Origin of the sequence: Stenotrophomonas maltophilia group sp. Smal12 (genome assembly GCF_037079935.1) — a bacterium.
In the GTDB taxonomy this organism is placed as follows: domain Bacteria; phylum Pseudomonadota; class Gammaproteobacteria; order Xanthomonadales; family Xanthomonadaceae; genus Stenotrophomonas; species Stenotrophomonas sepilia.
The window spans coordinates 20,639-37,141 of sequence record NZ_JBAWUK010000038.1 but is presented as its reverse complement, the minus strand read 5'-3'; the positions used below and the strand labels follow the sequence as shown (position 1 = coordinate 37,141).

General features: G+C 67.7%; 13 protein-coding genes. 11 read left to right on the top strand and 2 right to left on the bottom strand.

Going from position 1 to position 16,503, the window contains the following annotated elements; genetic code table 11:
• Nucleotides 1-8 precede the first annotated feature (8 nt).
• The 9 genes from mdcA to WDC87_RS15905 all read left to right on the top strand — a co-directional run bounded on the left by mdcA (nucleotide 9) and on the right by WDC87_RS15905 (nucleotide 9,348).
• Nucleotides 9-1,652, top strand: a complete 1,644-nt coding sequence (gene mdcA, locus WDC87_RS15945; RefSeq protein ID WP_188241185.1) for a malonate decarboxylase subunit alpha — start codon at nucleotides 9-11, stop codon at nucleotides 1,650-1,652.
• Nucleotides 1,653-1,662: 10 nt separating this feature from the next.
• Complete coding sequence (gene mdcC / locus WDC87_RS15940) at nucleotides 1,663-1,983, top strand: malonate decarboxylase acyl carrier protein (RefSeq protein ID WP_065178127.1); 321 nt, start codon at nucleotides 1,663-1,665, stop codon at nucleotides 1,981-1,983.
• Nucleotides 1,980-2,888 carry a biotin-independent malonate decarboxylase subunit beta gene (locus tag WDC87_RS15935; protein WP_252745248.1) on the top strand — a complete coding sequence of 303 codons (909 nt, stop codon included), beginning with the start codon at nucleotides 1,980-1,982 and terminating at the stop codon, nucleotides 2,886-2,888. Before mdcC ends, WDC87_RS15935 begins: the two co-directional genes overlap by 4 nt.
• Before the next feature lie 2 nt (nucleotides 2,889-2,890).
• Nucleotides 2,891-3,595, top strand: coding sequence for a biotin-independent malonate decarboxylase subunit gamma (mdcE, locus tag WDC87_RS15930; RefSeq protein ID WP_065178163.1), 705 nt, complete (start codon nucleotides 2,891-2,893; stop codon nucleotides 3,593-3,595).
• Nucleotides 3,588-4,229 (top strand): malonate decarboxylase holo-[acyl-carrier-protein] synthase, encoded by a 642-nt coding sequence (gene mdcG, locus WDC87_RS15925; protein WP_252745247.1) that lies wholly within the window; start codon nucleotides 3,588-3,590, stop codon nucleotides 4,227-4,229. The genes mdcE and mdcG overlap by 8 nt, the downstream gene beginning before the upstream one ends.
• On the top strand, nucleotides 4,226-5,083 hold the full coding sequence (gene mdcB / locus WDC87_RS15920) for a triphosphoribosyl-dephospho-CoA synthase MdcB (RefSeq protein WP_227836623.1): 858 nt from the start codon (nucleotides 4,226-4,228) through the stop codon (nucleotides 5,081-5,083). Before mdcG ends, mdcB begins: the two co-directional genes overlap by 4 nt.
• Nucleotides 5,080-6,000, top strand: coding sequence for a malonate decarboxylase subunit epsilon (gene mdcH / locus WDC87_RS15915; protein WP_111201161.1), 921 nt, complete (start codon nucleotides 5,080-5,082; stop codon nucleotides 5,998-6,000). Before mdcB ends, mdcH begins: the two co-directional genes overlap by 4 nt.
• A 104-nt stretch (nucleotides 6,001-6,104) precedes the next feature.
• Nucleotides 6,105-7,472 carry an SLC13 family permease gene (locus WDC87_RS15910; RefSeq protein ID WP_088496420.1) on the top strand — a complete coding sequence of 456 codons (1,368 nt, stop codon included), beginning with the start codon at nucleotides 6,105-6,107 and terminating at the stop codon, nucleotides 7,470-7,472.
• 451 nt (nucleotides 7,473-7,923) lie between these two features.
• Nucleotides 7,924-9,348, top strand: a complete 1,425-nt coding sequence (locus WDC87_RS15905; protein ID WP_164082357.1) for a DEAD/DEAH box helicase — start codon at nucleotides 7,924-7,926, stop codon at nucleotides 9,346-9,348.
• A gap of 530 nt (nucleotides 9,349-9,878) precedes the next feature.
• On the opposite strand, the gene WDC87_RS15900 is transcribed toward WDC87_RS15905, so the two are convergent.
• Nucleotides 9,879-12,473 (bottom strand): M14 family zinc carboxypeptidase, encoded by a 2,595-nt coding sequence (locus WDC87_RS15900; protein WP_164082358.1) that lies wholly within the window; start codon nucleotides 12,471-12,473, stop codon nucleotides 9,879-9,881.
• A gap of 71 nt (nucleotides 12,474-12,544) precedes the next feature.
• Nucleotides 12,545-15,184: a TonB-dependent receptor gene (locus WDC87_RS15895; RefSeq protein ID WP_164082359.1), complete on the bottom strand. Its 2,640-nt coding sequence runs from the start codon at nucleotides 15,182-15,184 to the stop codon at nucleotides 12,545-12,547.
• A gap of 191 nt (nucleotides 15,185-15,375) precedes the next feature.
• Here WDC87_RS15895 and queD point away from each other — a divergent pair, with 191 nt between their 5' ends.
• Both queD and WDC87_RS15885 read left to right on the top strand, forming a co-directional pair.
• A complete protein-coding gene (queD, locus tag WDC87_RS15890; protein WP_053462085.1) occupies nucleotides 15,376-15,738 on the top strand; it encodes a 6-carboxytetrahydropterin synthase QueD in 363 nt (120 codons plus the stop codon).
• A 118-nt stretch (nucleotides 15,739-15,856) separates the two neighbouring features.
• Nucleotides 15,857-16,204 carry a phasin family protein gene (locus WDC87_RS15885; protein WP_049466358.1) on the top strand — a complete coding sequence of 116 codons (348 nt, stop codon included), beginning with the start codon at nucleotides 15,857-15,859 and terminating at the stop codon, nucleotides 16,202-16,204.
• Nucleotides 16,205-16,503: the final 299 nt, after the last annotated feature.

Sequence of the window (16,503 nt, the reverse complement as noted above, 5' to 3'; positions counted from 1 at the left end):
GCCGGTCAATGAACCCGAGCTGGGATACGTTGGAACGCAGTCGCCAGGCCCGCCTGGAACGTGCCGCGCCGTGGGCCCGGGGACGCGAGGTCGCCAGCAGCGACGTCGGCGAGTTGCTGCACGCAGTGCTGGAGCCAGGCGACAAGGTCTGCCTGGAGGGCAACAACCAGAAGCAGGCCGATTTCCTCGCCCAGGCGCTGGCCGACCTCGACCCCGCCCGCGTGCATGACCTGCACATGGTGCAGTCGGTCCTCTCACTGCCCTCGCACCTGGACGTATTCGAGCGTGGCATCGCCTCGAAACTGGATTTCTCGTTCTCCGGCCCGCAATCGGTGCGACTGGCCAACCTGGTGGCCGAAGGGCGCATCCAGATCGGTGCCATCCACACCTACCTGGAACTGTTCGGCCGCTACTTCATCGACCTTACGCCGCGCGTAGCGCTGGTCGCCGCGCAGGCCGCCGACCGCCACGGCAACCTCTATACCGGGCCGAATACGGAAGACACTCCGGTGATCGTCGAAGCCACCGCCTTCGGTGGCGGCATCGTCATCGCCCAGGTCAACGAGATCGTTGACAGCCTCCCCCGCGTCGATGTTCCTGCGGACTGGGTCAACTTCGTGGTGCAGGCGCCGAAGCCGAACCATATCGAGCCGCTGTTCACCCGCGACCCTGCGCAGATCTCCGAAATCCAGGTACTGATGGCAATGATGGCCATCAAGGGCATCTACGCCGAGTACGGCGTGAATCGTTTGAATCACGGCATCGGCTTCGATACGGCCGCCATCGAACTGCTGCTCCCCACCTACGCCGAATCGCTCGGTCTGAAGGGAAAGATCTGCCAGCACTGGGCGTTGAACCCACACCCGGCACTGATTCCGGCGATCGAATCGGGCTTCGTCAGATCGGTGCATTCGTTCGGTTCGGAACTGGGCATGGAGAAATACATTGCCGCGCGGGGCGATGTGTTTTTCACCGGCGCCGACGGCTCGATGCGTTCCAACCGCGCGTTCTCGCAGACCGCAGGCCTGTATGCCTGCGACATGTTCATCGGTTCCACCCTGCAGATCGACCTGCAGGGCAACAGTTCCACTGCCACCCGCGACCGCATCGCCGGCTTCGGCGGCGCACCGAACATGGGCTCGGACGCGCGCGGCCGCCGCCATGCCAGCGAGGCCTGGATCAAGGCCGGCCGGCAGGCCGCACGCCCGGGCGAGATGCCACGCGGGCGCAAACTGGTGGTGCAGATGGTGGAAACCTTCCGCGAGCACATGGCCCCGGCATTCGTTGACCGCCTCGACGCCTGGGAACTGGCCGAACGCGCGAACATGCCGCTGCCGCCGGTGATGATCTACGGCGACGACGTCAGCCATGTGCTGACCGAGGAAGGCATCGCCAACCTGCTGCTGTGCCGCACCCCCGAGGAGCGCGAACAGGCGATCCGTGGCGTGGCCGGCTATACCGCCGTGGGCATCGGGCGCGACCGCGCGATGGTGGAGAACCTGCGCGACCGCGGCGTGATCCGCCGTCCCGGTGACCTCGGCATCTCCGTGCGCGATGCCAGCCGTGACCTGCTGGCGGCGCGTTCGGTGAAGGACCTGGTGCGCTGGTCCGGCGGTCTGTACGACCCGCCCAAGCGCTTCCGCAACTGGTAAGGGGCTGAGCATGGAAACCCTCGACTATCGATTCGAAGGCCGCACCGACGTGCCCTTCGCGCGCGATGCGGTGCTGGTGGGCGTGCTGGCGTCGGGCAACCTGGAAATCCTGCTGGAACCGGCGGCGCAGCAGGGCGCGATGACGGTGCGCGTCATCACCGCCGCGCAGGGCTTCGGCAGCATCTGGCAGGCGGTGATCAACGACTTCGCACAACGTCATCCGCTGCGCGATGTGCGCGTCTCGATCAACGACGCCGGTGCAACCCCGGCCGTGGTCAGCCTGCGCCTGGACCAGGCCGTGGAAACCCTGCTGGCCGGAGGCGCGCCATGAACCACGTACAGCGCCACAGCTATTACGAAGCCGATGCGCGCGAGCGCATCGCCGGGCTGGTCGACGCCGGCTCGTTCCACGAGTTCCTCGGCCCGGCGCGACGGATGATGAGTCCGCACCTGGCCCAGCTCGACCAGCCGGCCGCGTTCGACGATGGCATCGTCGTCGGCGAGGCCAGGCTGCAGGGCAAACACGTGCTGCTGGCCGCACAACAGGGTGAATTCATGGGCGGCGGCGTGGGCGAAGTGCATGGCGCCAAGCTGACCGGGCTGCTGCGCCGTGCAGCGCACACCCGCCCTGACGGCGTGCTGCTGCTGCTCGATACCGGCGGCGTGCGGCTGCACGAAGCCAATGCGGGCCTGATTGCGATCTCCGAGATCATGCGCGCCACCCTGGGCGCGCGTGCAGCGGGCGTGCCGGTGATCGCGCTGATCGGCAGCGGCAACGGCGCCTTCGGTGGCATGGGCATCGTTGCCCGTTGCTGCACCACGGTCATCATGTCCGAGGAAGGCCGGATGTCGCTGTCCGGACCGGAGGTGATCGAAACCGTTCGCGGCGTGGAAGAGTTCGACTCACGCGATCGCGCGCTGGTCTGGCGTGTGACCGGTGGCAAGCACCGGTACCTGATCGACCAGGCGCAGGTGCTGGTGCCCGATGCCCTTGAAGCATTCGCGCTGGCCGCGCGCGACGCGCTGCACCCCGATGCGGGCGGCACTGACCCGGATGCTGCACTGGCCGCATTGCAGGAACGCCATGCGGCCTTGAAGGCGCGCGTGCGGGCCTGGGGCGATTGCCGCGATGGCCTGGAGATCTGGGCGCGGCTGGGCATTGCCCACCCCGAACGCCTGCCACTGCTCGACACCGATGAATTCCTCACCGCCACCGGCGACCGGAGCCTGCCATGAGCATGCCGTTGCAGACACTGCTCGATGCCCTGTTTCCGCATGGGCATGCCATTGCGGTGAGCGATTCGGTGCTGACCGGCAGCGCCACCACCGACAACGGCGATGTGACTGTGATCGGCACCGCCAACAAGCTCGAGGTGGGCGTGGACCACGCACTGGCACTGGCCGAGACGGTGCTGGCCAGCACCGCCGCGCATCCGCAGCAACCGATCGTGATGCTGGTCGACACCGCCGGCCAGCGCCTGGCACGCCGCGACGAACTGCTCGGCATCAACGGCTGTTTCGCGCACCTGGCGCAGACGCTGGATCTCGCGCGTCGACGTGGCGCCCGACTGGTCACGCTGGTCTACGGTGAATCCGTCAGTGGCGGCTTCCTCTCGTTCGGGCTGATGGCCGACCACATCCATGCACTGCCGGATGCGCAGGTGCGGGTGATGGACCTGCGCGCGATGGCCCGGGTGACCAAGCAGCCGCTGGATAAACTGCAGGCGCTGAGCCAGACCTCACCGGTGTTCGCACCGGGCGTGGAGAACTACGTGGCGATGGGTGCGGTGGAATCGTTGTGGGAGGGCAATCTTGCCCAGCACCTTCTGCAGGCCCTGCGCACGCCCGCCCATGGCGACCGCCGCGCAGTGCGCGGAGCCGAACGTGGCGGGCGCATGCTTGCCGCACGCGTGGCTGAAGCCGTGAGCCAGGGCGATGCCTGAGCGGCTGCCCCGACATACGCTGGTCTGGCTGTCAGCGCACGCCGGCTGGCAGGCGGACATCGCCGCGCATGAGTCGCGCTTGGCCGACTGGTTTGCACAGGGCCGGCCGGCCATCGTCGCGCGACGTGCCGCCGACGATGCCGATCCACGCCTGCGTCTCGGCGTGCCGCTGCCGCCCGCCGAGGGCAAACTGCGCCTGGGCCTGCGCGTGCCAGCACACGATGTGCTGCGCACCACACCGCCGCCGGCACTCCAGGCGGTGCTGAAAGGCGACGTTCCGCAGGACTGGCGGCGGCCCCTTGAAGTGCTGCAGAACATCGCTGAGGCGCGCGTATTCGGTGCCTTCGCGTGGCAGCACCTTACTGGCCTGCGCTATGTGCACGCGCGCTCGGACGTCGATCTGCTGTGGCCGATCGACACCACCGCGCAGGCCGATGCCCTGGCTGTACGGCTACAGGCATGGGAAGCCGAACACGACCGGCGGGTCGATGGCGAGCTGTGCCTGGGCGGCGACGCCGCCGTGAACTGGCGGGAGTACGCCGGACGCAGCCGCGAGGTACTGGTCAAGCGCCTCGATGGTGCCGCACTGGAACTACGCGATGCGATGTTCGCCTCCGCCGGGGTGAGCGCATGACCGCCGTCGTGCAATCGGCAGTCAGGCCGGCAGCTGCCGTGGACAGCGCGCGCCTGGGGCGCCTCGCCGTCGCCAGCCTGCATGCGGAGCTGGCGCTGGCGCCCAAGCCCGGACTGGTCACGCCATTCGACAGCGGCAGCCATCACGACATGGACGCCGGCACATTCCTGCGCAGCCTGTTCGCGCTGCGCCACTATTTCACCGCCGTGGCCTGCCTCGGTGCAGCCGGGGCGGACTTCGACGCCTTGCGCCGATGTGGCATCGCAGCCGAAATCGCGATGCTGCGCGCAACCGCCGGCGTCAATACCCATCGTGGCGCGGTCTTCAGTCTCGGCCTGCTGGTGGCGGCCGCCGCGGCCTGTCGCTCCCGCCTGGGCCATGCCGCCACGGGTGAGCAGGTCTGCCAGGAAGTGCGCCGCTGGTCTGCCGAGCTCGCCGACGCACCTCTGGATGCGAACAGCCCTGGCCAGCGCGCGCGCGCACGGCACGGCGTGCAGGGTGTGCGCGAACAAGCGGCCGCCGGCTATCCGCTGCTGCGCGGCGTGGCATTGCCTACCATGCGTCACGCGCTGGCCAGCGGCCTGCCACGCGAGGCCGCGATGTGCCAGACCCTGATGCAGCTAATCGCGTGCGTGGATGACCTCAACCTGCTGCACCGTGGCGGCACCGACGGCCTGCGCTGGGCCCAGCGGCAGGCCCGCACCTTCCTGGACGCGGGCGGCACCTTCGCGCCGGACTGGCGGACACATCTGCGTCGCATCGGTGATGGCTTCGTCGCGCGCCGGCTGAGCCCAGGCGGCAGCGCAGACCTGTTGGCCTGCAGCGGGTTCCTGCTGCTGCAGGAGCGCGCATGAGCCTGGCCCTGCTCTGCCCCGGCCAAGGCGCGCAGCACGCAGCGATGTTCGACCGCGTGCGCGATCTTCCGGCCGCGCGCCACACCCTTGATCGGGCCAGCACGGTGCTCGGCCGCGATGTGTTTTCCGCCGCGGTGGCCGACGACCGTTTCGACAATGCGCAGGCGCAACCGCTGCTGTGCGCGGCCACTCTGGCTCAGTGGCAGGGGCTGCGCGACAACGTGCCAACGCCGACGCTGGCCGCCGGCTACAGCATCGGCGAGTTGGCCGCGCATGCCATCGCCGGCAGCTTCGATGCGGCCACCTGCCTTGCCTTGGCGGCGCAGCGCGCGCAGTTGATGGACGGCGCCAGCCCCGCCGATGCAGGCCTGCAGGCGGTACTTGGCCTGGAGCGCCATGTACTGCAGCCACTGTGCGATCTGCACGGTGCGTACGTGGCCATCGCCAATGGGCAGGACCATTTCATCGTGGGCGGCACGCACGCCGCATTGCAGCGGCTGGCCGGTGCCGCACGGGCGCAGGGTGCCGGCATCCGTCCGCTGGCGGTGCACGTGCCTGCCCACACGCCGTTGCTGGCGGCGGCGGTCGCACCGTTCGCTGCCGCACTCGATGCCTCGCCGCTGCAAGCCCCACGCCTGCCGCTGCTGGCCGGCATCGATGCGCGGCCTGTGCGTGATCGTGCCACGGTGGTGCACACGCTGTCGGCGCAGCTGGCGCAGACCATCGAATGGGCGCAGGTGATGCGCCAGGCCTTCGAGCGCGGCGCGCGGGTGTTCCTGCAGCTGGGCCCGGGCAACGCACTGGCGCGCGTGGTCGCGCCGTCCTATCCGTGCTGCGAAGTGCGCGCGGTGGAAGAGTTCCAGAGCCTGGAAGGCGCCGCGGCGTGGGTCCGCAGTGCGCTGGAGCGGCTGCAGTAACGGGTTCCAGCAGTACGTATCACGCATCACGCAGTACGTCGCCTTAACCCGGGATGGCGGGTCTCCATCCGCGCTGTACGTGAGCCACGTGTCTGGGAGGGCGCATGAGTCCACAAATCGCAACGATCATCGGCCTGGTGATCATGTTCATCGTCGCCACGGCGATGCCGATCAACATGGGCGCGGTCGCCTTTGCGCTGGCCTTCATCATCGGCGGGCTGTGGGTCGACATGGGCGGCAAGGAGGTTTTGGCCGGCTTTCCCGGCGATCTGTTCCTGACCCTGGTCGGCATCACCTACCTGTTCGCCATCGCGCAGAAGAACGGCACCATCGACCTGCTGGTGCACTGGGCGGTGAAAGTGGTGCGTGGCCATATCGTGGCCATTCCGTGGGTGATGTTCGTGATCACCGCGGTGCTCACCGCGTTCGGTTCGCTGGGCCCGGCGGCGGTCGCGATCATCGGCCCGGTCGCGCTGCGCTTTGCCAAGCAGTACAACATCAACCCGCTGATGATGGGCCTGCTGGTCATCCATGGTGCGCAGGCCGGCGGCTTCTCGCCCATCAGCGTGTACGGCAGCATCACCAACGGCGTGGTGCAGAAGGCTGGGCTGGAAGTGACCGAGATGGCAGTGTTCCTGACCAGCCTGGGCTTCAACTTCATGATGGCGACGATCTGCTTCTTCGCCTTCGGTGGCATCGCCCTGCTGCGTCGCGGCTCGATCACCGCGGCAGGAACGATCGGCAATGCCGAACTGGCGATGGCCGGTGGCCCGCAGGCGTCGTCGCGCCAGTTCGCGATCGAAGGCCATGGCGCGCTGGTCGCAGCAGGCGGCGGCACGCTCAGCAATGATCCGGCGGCACTGGATGCGGTGGGCCTGACCCGCGAACGGTTGTTCACCCTGATCGGCCTGCTCGGCCTGGGCGTGGCCGCGCTGATCTACAACCTCAACGTCGGCCTGGTCTCGATCACCGTCGCGGTGGCGCTGGCGCTGCTGTCGCCACAAAGCCAGAAGGGCGCGGTCGATGGCATCAGCTGGTCCACCGTGCTGCTGATCTGTGGCGTGGTGACCTACATCGGCGTGCTGGAACATGCCGGCGCGGTGGACTTCATCGGCAATGGCGTGTCCGACATCGGCATTCCGCTGCTCGGCGCGCTGCTGGTCTGCTACGTCGGCGGCATCGTCTCCGCATTCGCCTCGTCGGCCGCAGTGCTGGGCGCCACGATTCCGCTGGCGGTGCCGTTCCTGATGCAGGGTCACCTCAGCGCCGCCGGCGTGATCTGCGCGCTGGCGGTGTCGTCCACCATCGTCGATGTCAGCCCGTTCTCCACCAATGGCGCACTGGTGGTGGCCTCGGCAGCCAAGGAGGAACGCGAGACCCTGTTCCGCCGCTTCCTGGTCTACAGCGGACTGGTGGTGGCGCTTGGACCGCTGCTGGCCTGGCTGGTATTCGTGGTGCCGGGCTGGATGTAACTACCCAACGGTAGTGGGGGGGGGGGGGGGGGGGGGCGCCCCCCCCCGCCCCCCCCCCCCCCCCCCCCCCCCCCCCCCCCCCCCCCCCCCCCCCCGCCAACCCACGGATAGCCCGCTTTTGACGTTGACGTTAGCGGGTGCAGGGCTGCAAGCCCTGCAGATACCCCCCTACCTGAACAGGGGATTTTGCGCGGAGTAGGGAAGATCGTTTAGACTTGCGCGGTCTGCAGCGGCCGTCCGTTTCCCTTCGGGATCGCCGGCGACCTGGGTCCGCCCACTTCGCCCGCCCCCACTCCGACGCCGTTCGTCACGCATTCCAGCCTGCGCTCCGTGCCGGCTGCACCCAATTCTCGCAGCGCGGTTCACGGGAACGCTCCGAGTCAGCCGATCAGTTTGATCTGCCCCCGTCTGTCCGTTCGGACAGGCGTTTCTTGTACTTGGAGCAATCTCAATGTCTTTTGAATCCCTGGGCCTTGCGCCTTTCCTGCTGCGCGCGCTCGCCGAGCAGGGCTACGAAAACCCGACCCCGATCCAGCAGCAGGCGATCCCGCTGGCGCTGGCCGGTCGCGACCTGCTGGCCGGCGCACAGACCGGTACCGGCAAGACCGCCGCCTTCGGCCTGCCGCTGCTGCAGCACCTGGGCACCGCCTCGCAGGAAGTGCGCAGCGGCCCGCGCAAGCCGCGCGCGCTGATCCTGGCCCCGACCCGCGAACTGGCCACCCAGGTGCATGACAGCCTGCGCGGCTACAGCAAGTACCTGCGCATCCCCAGCGCCTGCATCTACGGCGGCGTCGGCATGGGCAACCAGCTGGACATCCTGCGCCGGGGCGTCGACCTGCTGGTCGCCTGCCCAGGCCGCCTGATCGACCACCTGGAGCGTCGCAGCGTCGACCTGTCCGGCATCGAAGTGCTGATCCTGGACGAAGCCGACCGCATGCTTGACATGGGCTTTCTGCCATCGATCAAGCGCATCCTCGCCAAGCTGCCGAAGCAGAACCGCCAGACCCTGCTGTTCTCGGCCACCTTCGAGGACAACATCCGCCAGCTGGCGCTGGAGTTCATGCGCAACCCGGAACAGATCCAGGTGACGCCGAAGAACACCGTGGCCGAGACCATCACCCACCGCGTGCACCCGGTCGATGGCAGCCGCAAGCGTGAGCTGCTGCTGCACCTGCTGGCGCAGGACAGCCGCGAGCAGACCCTGGTCTTCGCGCGCACCAAGCACGGCAGCGACAAGCTGGCCTCGTTCCTGGAAAAGTCCGGCATCAAGACCGCAGCCATCCACGGCAACAAGAGCCAGGGCCAGCGCCTGCGTGCACTGGGTGATTTCAAGGCCGGTCGCGTGACCGTGCTGGTAGCCACCGACATCGCCGCGCGCGGCATCGACATCAACGAGCTGCCGAAGGTGATCAACTTCGACCTGCCGATGGTGGCCGAGGATTACGTGCACCGCATCGGCCGTACCGGTCGCAACGGTGCGACCGGCCAGGCGATTTCGCTGGTGGCGCAGGATGAAGTGAAGCTGCTGCGCGCGATCACCCGCCTGCTGGGCCGCGACATGGATATCCGCGACGTGCCGGGCTTCGAGCTGCAGACGCCGATCCGTTGGGGCAACAGTGCACCGGGCAAGGCCGAGCACGATACCGGCGAGCGCGCACCGCGCAAGAGCCACGCGCGTCGCCCGCACGGCGATGCACCGCGCCATGCGCATGCGGGCCCGAAGAAGGCCGGCGGTGGCCGTCGCGAAGGCGGTGGCAATGGCCAGCAGCGTGCCGGTGCGGGCGCGGGTCAGAGCCAGCGTCGTGGCGGTGGCGGCAATGGTGGTGGCGGCCGTGGCCGCGGCCAGGGCGGCAACGTCGGCGGTCGCGCTGGCTGATCCCCAGCTGACGGTTGTTGCGCTTCCCGCTGCGGGGGCTATCGAGGGACGGCGCTGAGGCGCCGTCCTTTTTTGTGCTGGCTACCTGGCTTGTTTGAGAGCCTGCGGTGGGTTTTGCGTGGGCGCTGGGGAGCGGGGGCGGCGCAAAACACGCTGTAAATACATCCATGTAAGCTCGTAGGCGCCATCCATGGCGCCTGCGGTTTTGCGCAGCCCCCGCTCCCCAGCGCTTCAGACATTTCCAGCGCCTTTCTTCTCCCTCGGAGTAGCCGAAGGAAGAAAGATCAAATTCAAATTCAAGAGCAGAAGCCGAAGCCGCTGCTTTTGCTTTTTGCTTTTGCTATTGCCCTTGCTCCCGCCTTGGGTTTGATGCGTCCGCGCCCGCGTGAAACTGTCGGGGGAGGACGGATGGGTTGCGCAGGACCGCAGGCGCCATGGATAGCGCCTACGAGCCTGCAAGGACGTACTTGCGGCGTGTCCTGTGCGGCCCATCCGTCCTCCCCCCCCGCATCAACAAGCCGCCAAACGCCTCAACCCCGCGCCTTAGCCGGATTCACCAGATTCCCGAAGAAAATCGCATTGATCAGCAGGCGATCGGTACCGTGCCAGTACTTGCGATGCGCCGGATCATCGGCAAACAACACCACGTTGCCCTGCCCCTGCGCCGACACCAGCAGCCACGCACTCCCCGCCACCCGCGCACGGTTGCGCTCGGACAGGTAACCATTCACCCGCGGCGTCGCGTCGATGCGCACCACCGTCGAGAACGGGTTCGCACTCGGCTGCAGCGTCACCGTGTTTTCCTTGTTGACCGCCAGCTGCCGGCGCGGCACGCCGAACGCCAGCGGATGGGTGGTATCGACATCGGCGCTGAGGATGTTGCCGCTCACCCGCTCGATCGCGGCGATTTCACGCTGGTCACCGAACGCGCGGCGGTCGGCGTCCCGCGCTTCCTCGTCCTTGCCCAGCGATTCGCCCTCGGCCAGCTTCTGCTCCACCGCCCACTTCGACGCGCTGCCATAGGTCACCAGCGAGCCACCGGCCTGCACCCAGCGCTTCAGCGCGGCCACGGCGGTGGCGTCGATGCCGGTGTAGGTGCCGCCGGACAGCACGAGGGTGGTGTAGCGGTCCAGCGCGACCTTGCCCAGCTGCTGCGGATCCAGCTTGCTGGCCGGCAGGTGCAGCTGCTGGTCGAGCAGGAACCAGGCCGAACCAATCTCGGTCGCAGCCACGCCCTCGCCCATCACCAGCGCCACGGCCGGCTTGCGCAGTGCCTTGACGCCATCGCTGCCGAGATCGATGCCCTCACTGCTGCGGCCGCTGGACAGGGCATGCACCTGCACGCCGGCGTCGCGTGCGGCAGCGGTCACCGCCTCGAGCAGGGCCGCGCCCTGCAGCGGCTGGCCGGCCACCGGGATGACCAGACTGCCCGCGGCGAAGTCGACCTGGCCCTGCGCGGTGGCGCTGCTGAACGGCTTGAACGCAGCGCGCGCGGTCAATCCCTTGGCCTGCAGCACGGCCAGCGCGCGGCCGGCGTTGTAGTCGCGCCAGTCGATGGCGTACGCGAAGCCAGCCTGGCCGCCGTTGACCGCACCCTGCACCGGCGGCAGCTCCGCCACGCGGGCGCCGCCATCGATACGGCTGCGGCTGCCAGCGAACGCCACGCCGTAGGCCGGTGCGATCGCATAGCTTGTGCTGCCGTAGAACACGTCGCCCTTGATCGACGGCGTCTCGGCGAAGATCGAATGGACCAGGCGGAACTGCGCCTGCTGCACCGGCACCACGTAGGCGCTGCCGGCGTCGAAGCGCTGTCCATCGACGGTGACGCTGCGATCCAACGCATGCACGTCGATGCGGTGCAGCAGCAACAGCTCCAGCAGGCGCCGGGTCAATGCCGGGTCGTGCGCATCGCCGAACACGAAGCTCTTCACCGGCTGCTGCGCAGCCTGCTTCAGCGCACTCTGGAAGAAATCCTTCTGCAGGTCGAACAGGCCACTGCGCTCGGTCACCGCACCGCGCACCGTGCCCAGGCCGGTGGCGACCTGGTTGCGGATGGTGAAGGGGAAGGTCAGCAGACCGTTCACCGATTCCTGCACGCGGCCACGCGAGCTGGCCTGCTCGACGGTGACGCCGACCGCGCCGTGGAAGTCCGGATAGGTCGAGCCATATACCGGCGAGAAGTTGTCGTAGTTCTCGCCGGTGTAGTACAGCGAGCCCAGCGCATCCAGCGACTGCGCGTGGTACTTGGCCAGTGTCTTGTTGAACTCGTAGGACGCCGCCGGAATCAGCGGGCTGTGCATGCTCTTCGGCGAAGGCTCGAAGTAGTACGTGCTGTCCTTGCCCATCTCATGGAAGTCGATCTGCACGTTCGGGTACCACTGGTGGAACACGGCCAGCTTGGGCCGCGAGTCCTGCTGGGTCAGGGCCAGCCAGTCGCGGTTGAGGTCGGTGAAGTAGTGGTTGGTGCGACCCTGCGGGAACGGTTCGACATGTTCCTTGTCGGCCGGGTCGGACGAGGCCGGGTCCGATGCCCAGGCGTTGTGCCAGTTCGCGGCACGGTCGCGGCCGTCGGGATTCTGCGCAGGATCGAACAGCACCACCGACTGCTGCAGCCACTGCTGGGTTTCGGCGCTGCGGTTGGCCACCAGGTAGTAGGCGGTCAGCATCGCCGCTTCACCGCTGGAGGTTTCATTGCCATGCACGCTGTAGCCCAGCCAGACCACGACAGGGCTGTCACCGGCCGCGCTGCGCGGCTGCGCCGGGTCGACCAGGGTAGCGTGCTGCTGGCGGATCTGCTCGATGCGCGCCTGGTTGTCGGCGGCGGTGATGGTGGCGATCAGCAGCGGCCGGCCTTCGTAGCTGCGGCCGATTTCCTGCACGCGGATCTTGTCCGAGTGCTTCGCCAGTTCCTGGAAATAGGCCACCAGCTGGTCATGCCGGGTGTAGCGGCTGCCGATCGGGTAGCCGAGGAACTGCTCGGGGCTGGGAATGGCGGCATCGAACGCGGCAGCGTCAGTGGCCTGCGGGAAGAAGTACGCACTCTGGGCCTGCGCCGGCAGCGGCGAGGACAGGGCGCTGGCGGCGGCAAGCAGCAGCGGAAGAACGGCACGGCGGTGGAAGGACACGGTGACTCCCCAGTAAACAGGACAGCGGCAACGCGACCGGCCACGGGGTGTGGCCGGCCGCGGCGATGGCATCAGAAGCGGTAATCGAAGCCGAGGGTGAAGTAGCGGCCACGCAGGTCGTACTGGCTGAAGTCGTACGGCGCGCGGATGCCCGGGAACGAGGCGTCGTACGGCGGCGTCCTGTCGGCCAGGTTCTGCACCTTGGCGTAGACGGTCAGCTTGTCGATGCCGGCATAGGCCAGGTACAGGTCGAACTGGTTGTACGCATTGATGCGGTCCTGCACGGCCGCGGCGGCGGTGCTGGCCTTCTGGTCGTAGCCGCTGGTGTAGTACCAGGTGACGGCCGCGGTGAAGTCGCGGAAGGTCCAGTCCAGCGTGGTGGTGGCCTTGTCCTTGGGCAGCGTTGCGCCGAGGTTGCTGCCGGCGTAGTCGACCAGCGGGCCGCCGACCACGGTTGGGCGACGGTAGTCGCGCACGTGGGTGTAGGCCGAGGACACGGTGAAGTCGCCGAGTGCAGCGGTCGGGATGCGCTGGCGCAGCTCGACGTCGATGCCCGAGGTCTTCAGCTCGCTCAGGTTCTGGTAGCGGTTGTAGACCGCCTGCAGCTTGCCGCGCTCGTCGCGCTGCACGGCGCCGGCCACGTTGTCGTTGACCAGGGTCTGGGTGTTGTTGGTGCCGACCAGGTTGTCCAGCTGGATCCGGTAGTAGTCCACGCTGAGGTTGGTGTTGGCCCACGGCGACAGCACCACGCCGAAGTTCACGCTCTTGGTTCGCTCCGGCTTCAGTGCGTTGTTGCCGACGGTGAAGAAGGTCGGGCTCTGGCGCGAGCCCGGCACGTCGGGATCACGCGGATCGACCACGCTGCCATAGGCGATGCTGGTGCTGTTGGAGTTCTCCGACAGCGACGGCGCGCGGAAGCCCTTCGACGCCGAGGCGCGCACCAGCAGGACATCCAGCGGCTGCCAGCGCAGGCCGATCTTCGGCGAGAACGCATCGCCGAAATCGTCGTAGTGGTCGGCGCGCGCGGCGGCCGACAGCTCCAGCGTCGAGGCCAGCGGCACGTTCACTTCGGCGTAGGCGGCAGTGACCTGGCGCTGGCCATGCACCTCGGCGATGGCCGGGCGCACCTGCAGGCCGGCATCGATCTGCCACGGGTTGTTGGAATCGAGCTTCTCGCGGCGCCATTCGGCACCGGCCGCGAAGCCGATCTCACCCGCCCAGGTGTGGCCCAGGCTGCCGGAGATCTTCGCGTCGACGCCCTGCAGTTTGGATTCGGCCGGGCGCAGCGTGGCGATGTTGATCGAATCACGCACCGACTGCGGCGTGGCCGCCGGGTTCAACAGGTTGTAGCTGCCCGTGGCCAGCGCATCGGCCAGCGCCCAGCGATTGGCGAAGCCGCCGGACACGCTCTCGCGCTCGCTGCTGCGTGCACCGAACGCGGCCACTTCCCAGTCCCAGTTCGCGGCGGTGCCGCGCAGGCCGAACACACCGCGGTAGGCCGTGGAACGGTTGGTCTTGATGGTGCCACCGAGGTCGAAGAAGGTGTATTCGATCGGAATCGCGCGGCCGTACGGGTTGTATGGGTTGTTGGCCGGCAGCAGCGACGACACCGGCTCGGCCAGGCCGCTGTTGGCGTTCAACGCGAAGCGACCGCTTTCCAGGGTAAAGAACGGGCTGCTGCCGAACCAGGCGGCGCTCTTGATCTGGCTGTACAGCACTTCGCCAAAGGCCTCGACGTTGTCGTTCAGGCGGAAGGTGCCGTTGGCATAGGCCTGGTAGCGCTTGGTCGAGGGAATCAGCGTGGTGAACGGCGCCTGGTTGAAGCCGCAGGTATCACCGGACAGGCCATCGATCGGCGCGCTGGCAACGCGGGTGGTGCCGGCCGGGCAGTTGCCGTTGGCATCGAGCATCGGCACCGACACGCCGTTGACCAGGTAGCGCGCGCCCTTGGCCGACCAGCCGTTCCAGCGGCCACCGGGCTTGTCGGTGTAGATGCCGCTCTTGGTCAGATTGCGTTCGTCCTGGTCCAGGCGCTCGCGGTTGTAGCCCTGCAGGCTGAAGAGGATGTTGTAGCCGTCGGTGTCAAGATCACCGAGGCCACCGACGAACTTCAGGTTCTGCTCGTGCAGGCCGCCCTGGTCGGCACCGCCGAAGCTGCCGCCGATCTCGGCGCCTTCGAAGTTCTGCCGGGTGATGATGTTGACCACGCCGGCCACGGCGTCGGAACCGTACACCGCGGAGGCGCCGTCCTTGAGCACTTCGATGCGCTCGACGGCGACCAGTGGCAGCGCGTTGAGATCGACGAAGGTGTCGGACAGGCCGCCGGCCGGGAAACCGTAGTTGGCCAAGCGGCGGCCGTTGAGCAGCACCAGCGTGTTCTTCTGCGACAGGCCACGCAGGCCGATGCCGGCCGAGCCGGACGCCCAGCCGTTGTTGGTGGTTTCGTTGGCAGCGTTGCCGGTGTTGGCCGAGATCGAGCGCAGCACGTCGGCCACGGTGGCCTTGCCGGTCTGTTCCAGCTGCTGGCGGCCGATCACCTGCACCGGGTTGGAGGCCTCGGTATCGGTGCGCTTGATGTTGGAACCGGTGACGCGCACGGCGGCCAGGGTATTGGCGTCGCCAACGGCGTCGGCGGAGGTTTCGGCGGCGGCGGACAAAGGCGCGGCCAGAGCGACGGCCAGGGCCGCCACGAGCAGGGTGTGCTTGGGCATGACGATGTGGGGGAGGTGGTAAGGGCGACGAAGTTCCGCAGTAGTCCATGCCTGGCCGGGTGCGGCCAATAACATCTCTTCATACGGATATAAGAGAAACTATCATCTCTTCATCCGGATGAAAAGAATTTATTCATGAAAGACCGGGGCACACCCGGGCTGCCCGGCAGCCCGCGGCGTACAATCGCGCCATGGAAATCTTCAAAGTCTTCATGCTCGAGGCGGCGCACCGCCTCCCCAACGTGCCGCCGGGGCACAAGTGCGCGCGCCTGCACGGCCACTCGTTCCGGGTGGAACTGAAGGTCGAGGGCGAACCCGGTGCGCAGACCGGCTGGATCATGGACTTCGGCGACGTGAAGGCGGCTTTCCAGCCGATCTACGACCGCCTGGACCATCACTACCTCAACGACATCCCCGGCCTGGAGAACCCGACCAGCGAGAACCTGGCGGTGTGGATCTGGAACGAACTCAAACCCAGCCTGCCGGCGCTGAGCGAGATCACCGTGCACGAAACCTGCACGTCCGGCTGCCGCTACCGCGGGCCCACCCGCTGATCAACCCACTGATCTGAAAGGGTTTTCAAAGGCGCCTCGGGCGCCTTTGTAATTTTTGTTGCATTGCCGCATCAACGGCGTATGCTGCATTGCATCAAGCCACTCCCTGATGCCCCCCATGGCCGCCGCCTTCAGCGATCGCTTCAGTGATGCCACCCGCCAGCTCGCCGCCGCCGCAACGCGGGCGAACCGGTTGGCGTTGGAGAACGCAGAAAGCGTGTTCGGCGTGCAGCTGAAGGTGATGGAGCGCAACCTGACCGCGACCGGCGGCTGGCTCGGCGAACTGGCCCGCGGCGAGGATGCGGCCGGGACGCTCTCCAGGGGTGCACAGCTGTGGCAGGACAACCTGCAGCGACTGGGACAGGCACAGCAGGACGTAGTCGGTCTCGGCCTGCAGGCCAGCAAGGCCTGGTCCGAACTGGTGCAGGGCTACAACGAATCAACGGCGGACGCGAACAACCACTGACGCGACGCAACGCTCATTGCGTGGGTCCCTCCCCCCACGCAATCCGGACCCGGCAGATCCCTCCCTCTGCCGGGTCTTTTTTTGCCTGGCGTTTGGGTATCGAAGTGCGTCTTCACCCGACGTCTCTGCGGCTGAAGGGCCCCGCCGGGGCAGGCAGGGGCCTGGGCAAATGTCCCCCGGCGCCGGCCGTTGGCCGCCACCTCCTCCTTTACTTTGCCCAAACCCCTGCCCGCCCCGACGAGGCTCGGCGTGCGGTGAGGAGAGCGCAGCACGCGCAGCCGCCTTTCAAGGAAGCGCCG